This is a genomic window from Kitasatospora sp. NPDC057518 (assembly GCF_042802075.1).
Classification (GTDB): Bacteria; Actinomycetota; Actinomycetes; order Streptomycetales; family Streptomycetaceae; genus Kitasatospora.
In genome coordinates this window covers 1-2,774 of sequence record NZ_JBHVEU010000692.1, presented here as the reverse complement: position 1 = coordinate 2,774, position 2,774 = coordinate 1, and the positions used below count along the sequence as shown (strand labels likewise).

Annotated in this window: 2 protein-coding genes; both read right to left on the bottom strand. The window is 73.7% G+C overall.

The features are described 5' to 3' along the window. Positions 1–238: 238 nt before the first annotated feature. Positions 239–922: a nitroreductase family protein gene (locus ACFU7Z_RS38435; protein WP_049658730.1), complete on the bottom strand. Its 684-nt coding sequence runs from the start codon at positions 920–922 to the stop codon at positions 239–241. 146 nt (positions 923–1,068) lie between these two features. After that, complete coding sequence (locus ACFU7Z_RS38430) at positions 1,069–2,706, bottom strand: ABC-F family ATP-binding cassette domain-containing protein (protein ID WP_380782765.1); 1,638 nt, start codon at positions 2,704–2,706, stop codon at positions 1,069–1,071. Between the last annotated feature and the right edge of the window lie 68 nt (positions 2,707–2,774).

Genomic DNA, 2,774 nt, shown 5'->3' with positions numbered 1-2,774 from the left:
TTCGACGTGGACCTCCCCGCGCAGAGCCTCTACATGTCGCAGTCCGGGCAGCCTCAGCCGTTCGGTCGGCCGCCCGGCGGTCGCCTCCACCAGCGGCGGGGCGAGGCCGCAGGGCCGTGGCTGTGCTTGGCTCATGGCGGCGATTATGTCCTTGGCCGGGACCTGTCACCATCGGATATCCCTCTGGTGGCGGGCGCGTCCCCCCGGTGGCGGGCGCGCCCGGCCGCACCCCGGCGCGTCAGAGCCGGACCATCACCTCGTCGAGCTCCTTGCGCCGCAGGTCCGGCACGCGCGCCCCCTCGGCCGGGTAGCCGACCGGGATGACGTACGCGGCGCGTTCCTCCGCCGGGCGGTCGCACACCTCGTTGAGGAACTTCATCGGGCTCGGGGTGTGGGTCAGCGTGGCCAGGCCGGCCTGGTGCAGCGTGGCCAGCAGCAGCCCGACCGCGATCCCCACCGACTCCTTGGTGTAGTACGGGCGCGGCGACTCGGGGCCCTTGTGCACCTCGAACACCACGATCACGGCCGGCGCGTCCTCCAGGAACGGCTTGCGCCAGTCGGTGCCGATCGGGGCGAGCGCGGCCAGCCACTCCTCGGACGCCCGGTGGCCGTAGAACTCGCGCTCCTCGGTCTCGGCCGCCTCGCGCAGCCGCCGCTTGCGCTCCGGGTCGGTGATCACCACGAACCGCCAGGGCTGGACGTGCGCGCCGCTGGGCGCGGTGGAGGCGGTCCGGACCGCCCATTCGACCACCCCGTCCGGGATCGGGCGGGTGGAGTAGTCGCGGACGGTCCGGCGCTGCGCCATCACGTCGTGGAAGGACCTGCTGCGGGCCTCGGCCTCGTGGGCGGGCACCGTCATGGGGGTGAGCGGGACGGTCGGGTGGGACGTCCCCGCCACGGCGCTGTCAGTGCTGTCAACCATGGCGCACAGCACAGCACATGACGGCCCCTCCGGGAGGGGGTTTCCGGGAAGAGGTAGAGACCAATCCCCGGAGACCGATCCCGGAGGTCAATCCCCGGAGGCCGATCCGGCCGGCGGCCGATCCCGTTCCCCGGGCCCGGCAACCCCTACAGCTCGTGCGCCCGCCCGTCCCGGACCTCGATCCGCCGGTTCACCGCCACCGTGTCCAGCATCCGCCGGTCGTGGGTGACCAGCAGCAGGGTGCCGGTGTACGAGCCGAGCGCGGACTCCAGCTGCTCGATCGCGGGCAGGTCCAGGTGGTTGGTGGGCTCGTCCAGCACCAGCAGGTTGACCCCGCGGGCCTGCAGCAGCGCCAGCGCGGCCCGGGTGCGCTCACCGGGGGAGAGGGTGCCGGCCGGGCGCAGCACGTGCACCGCCTTGAGGCCGAACTTGGCCAGCAGGGTGCGCACGTCCTCCGGCGCGAGCTCCGGCACGGCGGCCGCGAAGGCCTCCAGCAGCGGCTCCCCGCCGAGGAACAGCCCGCGCGCCTGGTCCACCTCGCCGACCACCACGCCGGAGCCCAGCGAGGCGCTGCCGCCGTCGAGTTCGAGCCGGCCGAGCAGGGCGGCCAGCAGCGTGGACTTGCCCGCGCCGTTGGCGCCGGTGATGGCGACCCGGTCGGCCCAGTCGATCTGCAGGTCCACCGGTCCGAAGGAGAAGTCGCCGCGCTTGGCGACGGCCGCGCGCAGGGTGGCCACCACCGAGCCGGAGCGCGGCGCGGTGGCGATCTCCATCCGCAGCTCCCACTCCTTGCGCGGCTCCTCGACCACGTCCAGCCGCTCGATCATCCGCTGGGTCTGCCGGGCCTTGGAGGCCTGCTTCTCGGTGGACTCGGTGCGCTTCGCCTTGGCGTTCTTGTCGTTGTCGCTGCTCTTGCGGCGGGCGTTGCGGACGCCGTGCTCCATCCAGTTGCGCTGCATCTGGCCCCGGGCCTCCAGCGAGGCCTTGGTGTCGGCGTACTCGTCGTACTCCTCGCGGGCGTGCCGGCGGGCCACCGCCCGCTCCTCCAGGTACGCCTCGTAGCCGCCGCCGTACAGGTTGACCTGCTGCTGGTGGAGGTCCAGCTCCAGCACCTTGGTCACGGTGCGGGCCAGGAACTCGCGGTCGTGGCTGATCAGCACGGTGCCCGTGCGCAGGCCCTTGACGAAGGACTCCAGTCGCTCCAGGCCGTCCAGGTCGAGGTCGTTGGTGGGCTCGTCGAGCAGGAAGACGTCGTAGCGGGAGAGCAGCAGCGAGGCGAGGCCGGCCCGGGCGGCCTGGCCGCCGGACAGGGCGGTCATCGGCAGGTCCAGCGAGACCTTCAGCCCGAGCGAGTCGGCGACCTCCTCGGCGCGCTCCTCCAGGTCGGCGCCGCCGAGGTCCAGCCAGCGCTCCAGGCCGACGGCGTACGCGTCGTCGGCGCCCGGCCGGCCCTCGACCAGGCCCTCGGTGGCCTCGTCCAGCGCGGCCTGCGCGGCCGCCACACCGGTGCGGCGGGCCAGGAAGTCGCGCACCGACTCGCCCTCGCGCCGCTCCGGCTCCTGCGGCAGGTGGCCGACGTTGGCGCTCGCCGGGCTCAGCCGCAGCGAGCCGCCCTCGGGGGTGTCCAGGCCGGCCAGCAGCCGCAGCAGGGTCGACTTGCCGGCGCCGTTCACGCCGACCAGGCCGATCACGTCGCCGGGGGCGATGACCAGGTCCAGGCCGGAGAAGAGGGTGCGTTCGCCGTGGCCGGCGCTGAGGTCCTTGACTACGAGTGTGGCGCTCATGATGAGCCCGATTGTAGGAGGAGCCGGGCGTCCGGCCGAAAAGACGGGGGCCGCGGCCGTCGCGGCCG

Excerpts from the sequence above, each read along its gene's own strand:
- ACFU7Z_RS38435 (WP_049658730.1), bottom strand. The coding sequence starts at position 922 with ATGGTTGACAGCACTGACAGCGCCGTGGCGGGGACGTCCCACCCGACC.
- ACFU7Z_RS38430 (WP_380782765.1), bottom strand. The coding sequence starts at position 2,706 with ATGAGCGCCACACTCGTAGTCAAGGACCTCAGCGCCGGCCACGGCGAA.